This window comes from Synechococcus sp. R55.7 (genome assembly GCF_047461955.1).
GTDB lineage: Bacteria > Cyanobacteriota > Cyanobacteriia > Thermostichales > Thermostichaceae > Thermostichus.
The window spans coordinates 15,089-20,963 of record NZ_JANSIC010000010.1; the positions used below are offsets into that span (position 1 = coordinate 15,089).

The 5,875-nt window shown below is 58.0% G+C and carries 5 protein-coding genes; 3 read left to right on the forward strand and 2 right to left on the reverse strand.

Features of this window, described 5'->3' with window-relative positions; genetic code table 11:
* Window positions 1-233 (forward strand): hypothetical protein (locus tag NW820_RS01300; RefSeq protein ID WP_414406473.1); only part of this gene is annotated, 233 nt, incomplete at its 5' end.
* A 23-nt stretch (window positions 234-256) separates the two neighbouring features.
* Window positions 257-2,458 (forward strand): alpha-glucan family phosphorylase, encoded by a 2,202-nt coding sequence (gene glgP / locus NW820_RS01305; RefSeq protein WP_414406474.1) that lies wholly within the window; start codon window positions 257-259, stop codon window positions 2,456-2,458.
* A 103-nt stretch (window positions 2,459-2,561) separates the two neighbouring features.
* On the opposite strand, the gene ftsH is transcribed toward glgP, so the two are convergent.
* On the reverse strand, window positions 2,562-4,478 hold the full coding sequence (gene ftsH, locus NW820_RS01310; protein WP_414406475.1) for an ATP-dependent zinc metalloprotease FtsH: 1,917 nt from the start codon (window positions 4,476-4,478) through the stop codon (window positions 2,562-2,564).
* Between the two features lie 260 nt (window positions 4,479-4,738).
* Between ftsH and NW820_RS01315 the strand changes: the two genes are divergently transcribed.
* Window positions 4,739-5,212, forward strand: coding sequence for a hypothetical protein (locus NW820_RS01315; RefSeq protein WP_011432275.1), 474 nt, complete (start codon window positions 4,739-4,741; stop codon window positions 5,210-5,212).
* Here the strand turns inward: NW820_RS01315 and NW820_RS01320 are convergent.
* Window positions 5,209-5,469: a ferredoxin-thioredoxin reductase variable chain gene (locus NW820_RS01320; RefSeq protein ID WP_414406476.1), complete on the reverse strand. Its 261-nt coding sequence runs from the start codon at window positions 5,467-5,469 to the stop codon at window positions 5,209-5,211. The genes NW820_RS01315 and NW820_RS01320 overlap by 4 nt on opposite strands.
* Window positions 5,470-5,875: the final 406 nt, after the last annotated feature.

Below are 5,875 nucleotides of genomic sequence, written 5' to 3' on the forward strand. Positions count from 1 at the left end.
TAGACGGGCAGCTTCTGCCGGAATCGAAAGCTGGGCTGCCTGTGAACGCTGCTTTTGAAGGCTCCGCGCTGCTGTGGCAAGATCGGGAGAAGCCCTGGAAAATTTGGGTTACGTCCCCTGAAGATTTTGTAGAGATCTTGAATTCCCCCCTCAGAATCCTCAGGATCGGCTCAATAATAATTGAGATACGTTTACCAGCATCGACCTCTACCTCTTCTTTTTCGAGCCCATAACTTTAACCCCAGGTATCTGTCCTATGTCCATTGCCACCTTAGCTCCTGCTTTTCCCGAACGTTGTCCGGTGCTGCCGGAAGCGCTCACGCCCCTGTGCGAGATCGCCCGCAACTATTGGTGGACCTGGAACCCCGATCACCTCACCATTTTCCGGGAAATGGATCCCGCCCTGTGGGAAAAAACCTCCCACAACCCGGTGCGCATGCTGGAGGAGGTTTCCTACTTGCGGTTGGCAGCCTTGGCCACCGATGTGAACTACCTCAACACGTTGAACCGGATGGTGCAGTCCTATCGGAAGTACATGGCGGCTGAGGATACCTGGGCCAAGCGCACCATGAAAACCTACGACTGGCAGCGTCCTATTGCCTATTTCTGTGCCGAATACGGCTTGCACGAGTCTTTGCCCACCTACTCTGGCGGGCTGGGTATGTTGGCCGCCGATCACCTCAAGTCGGCTTCAGATTTGGGAGTGCCCCTGGTGGCCATCGGGTTGCTCTACCGTCAGGGCTACTTCCAACAGCGCCTGGACAACAATGGCTGGCAGGGGGAGCTTTACGAAGACTCTGAGTTTGAGTCTCTGCCGTTGACTCTGGTGCGCCAGCCGGATGGCAGCCCTCTGTTGGTGGAAGTGGCGATGCGGCAGCGGTTGGTGAAGGCGCGGGCCTGGCGGGCGGACGTGGGCCGGGTACCTCTTTTTCTGCTGGACACCGACCTGCCGGAGAACGACCCCATTGACCGCTGGATTACCGCCCACCTCTACGGGGGCAGCACCGATACTCGCATCGCCCAAGAGTGCATCCTGGGTATCGGTGGGGTGCGTCTGCTGCGCCAGTTGGGTTTGGATCCCATGGTCTATCACATGAATGAAGGGCACGCTGCTTTCCTAACGCTGGAGTTGCTGCGGGAGGAAGTGGCGCGGGGCACCCCCTTCGAGACGGCGGAGGCCAAGGTGCGGGAAAAATGTGTGTTTACTACCCATACACCGGTGCCGGCTGGCCACGATGCCTTTAGCCCCAATGAAATGGATGCCTTTTTTGCCTCTTTCTGGCCACAACTGGGCCTGACGCGGGAACAATTTTTGGCCTTGGGAGCTCGGCGCACCGGGGATCCCTGGGAGCGCTTTAACATGACGGTGCTGGCTTTGCGGTACGCGCGGGCAGCCAATGGCGTAAGCAAGCTCCACGGACGGGTTTCTCGCGAAATGTGGCATGTGCTCTACCCTGAGCGATCGGTGGATGAGGTGCCCATCAGCTCCATTACCAATGGGGTTCACGCCCGTACCTGGGTTTCCCCTCTTTTTTGGAACCTCTACGACCAGTACTTGGGCCCCGATTGGCCGGAGCGGGTGTCAGACCCGGAACTGTGGGCCAAGGTGGAAGAGATCCCAGATGAAGAACTGTGGCGGCGCAAAGAGGCTCTGCGGGAGCGGCTGGTGTCTTTTACCCGTCACCGGGTGTTGCGGGCCCGGCGCAATCGCGGCGAAAGCAATGAGCGCATCCAAGCGGTCAACCAGTTGCTGGATCCCAAGGTCTTGACGATTGGGTTTGCCCGTCGCTTCAGCACCTACAAGCGAGGAGATTTGATCCTGCGAAATCTGGAGCGAATTACCCGCATCTTCACCAACAAAGAGTACCCTGTACAGATTATCTTCGCCGGCAAGGCCCATCCCCGGGACGAAGGGGGCAAGCGCCTGATCCAGCGGGTGGTGGAATGGTCCAACCGGCCTGAGGTGGCCAACCGGGTCGCCTTCATCGAAAATTACGATGCCTATGTCGCTCGCAATTTGGTGCAGGGGGTCGATGTGTGGCTGAACAACCCGCGACGCCCTCTGGAGGCCTCCGGCACCTCAGGACAAAAGGTGGGCTTCAGCGGGGGATTGAATTTGTCGGTGCTGGATGGCTGGTGGCCCGAAGGTTACAACGGTCGCAATGGCTGGGCTATTGGCCAAGAAATCGAAGGTCTGGATCCCGCTGCCCAAGACGACTTGGACGCCAACTCCCTCTACGACTTGTTGGAGTATGAAGTAATCCCCATGTTCTACGACCGGGATGAGAAAGGGATCCCACGTCGTTGGATTGCCCGCATGAAGGAGGCGATCCGCACCCTCAACCCCGTTTTCAACACCGACCGCATGGTAGCGGAGTACGTGCTGAAAATCTACGAGCCTCAGCCCCTGGAAGCAGAGGCGAGCCGGACTTTGTTGGGTTCGGCTGTTGCCGGCTAGGGTGGACTCCCCCTCTCCCAGCGCAAATCATACAAAACATTGGGATCCCTCTCTCCTCAAGAGGAAAAGCAGGGATCCCGGGTTTGCGCTTGGGGAAAAGAGACTAGGCGCTGGCGTTGACGGCCATAGGCAGAGTCAGCGGCTCTGGCTCCTCTTCGGGGGGCAGCATCACCACCTCAGAGTTGTCGATGATGGTCTGCAGCTCTTCCCCATCGATGGTTTCGGCCTCCACCAAACGGCGGGCAATCCGATCCAAGAGGGCGCGGTTTTCTCGAATCAAGTAGGTAGCCCGTTGGTAGGCCTCGTTCACCAGCCGCCGCACCTCTTCGTCGATGAGGGCCGCTGTTTCCTCCGAGAAATCCCGTTCTGCGGCGATCTCCCGGCCCAGGAAAATGTTGGCGTATTGGCGGCCCAGGGCCACATTGCCCAGTCGGTCGCTCATGCCAAAGCGGGTCACCATGTTGCGGGCGATGCGGGCCACCTGTTGCAGGTCACTGGCTGCCCCCGTGGTGATCTCCGACTCTCCGTAGACCACTTCTTCGGCCACACGCCCACCCAAGGCAACGGTCATCATGTTCTTCAGATGGGCACGGGTGGTTAGTCCCATGTCGTCATCGCTGGGCATGAACCAGGTGAGGCCACCTGCTTGTCCCCGGGGGATGATCGTCACTTTTTGGATGGGATCGTAGTTGGGCAGAAGGGATCCCACCAGGGCATGGCCCGCCTCATGGTAGGCCACCAACTCCTTGCGCCGCTCGCTCATCAGCCGATCCTTCTTCTCTGGGCCGGCCAACACCCGATCCACCGCGTCGTTGATCTCGTCCATGGAGATCTCGGTGAGGTTGCGGCGGGCTGCCAGAATGGCTGCTTCGTTCAGGAGGTTGGCCAAATCGGCACCGGTAAACCCAGGAGTACGGCGGGCCAATTTCTCCAGATCCACATCGGCAGACAGAGTTTTACCGCGGGCGTGCACCTTGAGGATCTCCAGGCGGCCTTGGAAGTCGGGGCGATCCACCGTAACTTGGCGATCGAACCGGCCAGGCCGCAGCAGCGCCGCATCCAGCACATCCGGGCGGTTGGTGGCCGCAATGACGATGATGCCGGAGTTGCCCTCAAAACCGTCCATCTCGGTGAGCAACTGGTTCAGGGTCTGCTCCCGTTCGTCGTTGCCACCTCCCAAGCCAGCTCCCCGCTGGCGACCGACCGCATCAATTTCGTCGATGAAGACGATACAGGGAGCATTTTGCTTGGCCTGCTCGAACAGATCCCGCACGCGAGAAGCGCCGACCCCGACAAACATCTCCACAAACTCAGAGCCAGAGATGGAGAAAAAGGGCACACCTGCTTCTCCGGCTACGGCGCGGGCCAACAGGGTCTTACCGGTGCCGGGCGGGCCCACCAGCAGCACCCCGCGGGGAATCTTGGCTCCCAAAGCGGTGAAGCGCTCTGAGTTTTTCAGGAAATCCACCACTTCTGCCAGCTCCAGCTTGGCCTGATCGATGCCGGCCACATCGTTGAAGGTAATTTGGGTTTTCGGCTCCATCTGCACCCGTGCCCTGGATTTGCCGAAGTTGAGAGCTTGGCTGCCTGGGCCATTTTGAGCCCGCCGCAGCAGGAAAAAGAGCCCCAGCAAGAGCAAAACCGGCAGGAAGAAGGTGCTGAGAATGCGCCCAAGTAGCCCCTCCTCTTGAACAGGGCGTACCGCCAGCTCCACCCCGTTGGCAACCAGGGTGTTCTCAAACTCAGGGGTAAGGGGGGGCAGATTCACCTGCACTTGGGTGGCGCGGTTGTTGATTTCTGCCTCGGCGATGGCAACCTGGCGACCATCCGGGGCCGTCTCCACCAAAACTTTGCTGACCTCGCCCCGTTCGACGCGGCTGATTAGGTCGGAGTAGCTGATCTCCAAACGCTCAGCCGGGCGGGTACCCAAGAAGGTGGTGGCTAAAGAGATCAAGACGATGGCCAGTAGCGCATATAACCCCGCGCTTCTCCATTTCTTGTTTTTACCTTTCTGACTCACGGAAGTGTTTCCTCCCAAAGGGTGTTTTTGAATCGAACTCGCAGATGGCGACTTGTGGGTAACAATCTGGGGTCGGGTGGGTTCTTGCAGCAACAGACTGTTAATTAATATTAACCTGACTGAGAGGGTTGCCGGGGATCCCTGCAATTCCCCTCTTCTGGCCGGGAGTTTGGGGATAGGATTGAGAGACCAAGGCTGTGCCGTCAGCCAGGATAGGTGGTGTTTTTTCCATTCTCATTCCAGCTTGCCCAGGGATCCCTATGCTGACTCAACTGCGCGAACTGAGCATCGCTGCCGACGGACGGTATCTCAGGGATGAGGAGCTGCAGTTCATGGAGACCTACCTAGCCTCCTTTGACCTACGCCTGAGCGCCTATCGCAAGATCCAGGCGGCGGAAGCCCAGATCATCCGGGATGTGGAGATGAAAATGCGCGCGCTGGATCCCTACTTGCTCATGCGAGGGGTGGAAGACTTCAGCAACAAGTGGAAAGCTGACACCGTGCGGGTTCTGCGCCTCTCGGCCTTAGCCATGCTCTTGGATGATGAGCAGCGCTACAAAGATCGATTTCTCTACTGGTTCCAGACCTTAATGCGGGCCTTCCGCACCCAACGCAGTTGCGAGGCCACCTATCGCTTCCTACAAGAAGTGATAGCCAATTACCTCACCCCCGAAGAAACCAAGTTGATCAGGCCGATTCTGGAAACCAACCGCACGCTGTTGGGCCTCAACTAGGCCGCCGTCCCGGCGGGCTCTTCAGAGTTGGCCGGCTCAACCACCTCTAGCTCATCAGCTTGGAGATGGGCACGGAACTTGTTGCCAAACTGCACCTGAAAGGGAAAATTGGCGCTGATCGGGCGGCCATTCCAATCTCGAAGCACGGCCTTCAGTTCCCCTTCCATACCTTTGAGGTCAAAAGGTTGATTGCGATGTTCCGGGTGGTGATAGACAATCACGCTGGTACGCACCCGCACCCGATCTCCAACTTTCATGTCTTGCCCTCCTGAAAAGGCAGCATACTGCAGGAACCGACTGGAAACACTCTAACTCAATCTCTAAGCAAGCTTTCCGGATGTGGAGAAGTGTGTGGAAACTGAAACAGTAGTTTGCATTTTTCTCAAGTTCCCTCTCACCTTGGATGACCCGAGAACATCCCCTCAAACTCAAGCCATGAGCCCGACCCAAGGGATCCCCCTGACCGGCCACTGGATCCCTGCATTGTATACATCCTTCCAGAGAACTTTAGGGTGTGGCAAGGAAAATCAAATGAGGGCTTTCAACCTCATGGGATCCCTATTGGGCAGGAGATAGAGCTCAGTTTCGGAGGAAAAGGCAGCACCTATCCAATCTCAGCTTCCGCCAGGATCTGGGAAAGAGAGAAGGCGACCTTTTGTTGCT

Excerpts from the sequence above, each read along its gene's own strand:
- glgP (WP_414406474.1), top strand. The coding sequence starts at position 257 with ATGTCCATTGCCACCTTAGCTCCTGCTTTTCCCGAACGTTGTCCGGTG.
- NW820_RS01315 (WP_011432275.1), top strand. The coding sequence starts at position 4,739 with ATGCTGACTCAACTGCGCGAACTGAGCATCGCTGCCGACGGACGGTAT.
- NW820_RS01320 (WP_414406476.1), bottom strand. The coding sequence starts at position 5,469 with ATGAAAGTTGGAGATCGGGTGCGGGTGCGTACCAGCGTGATTGTCTAT.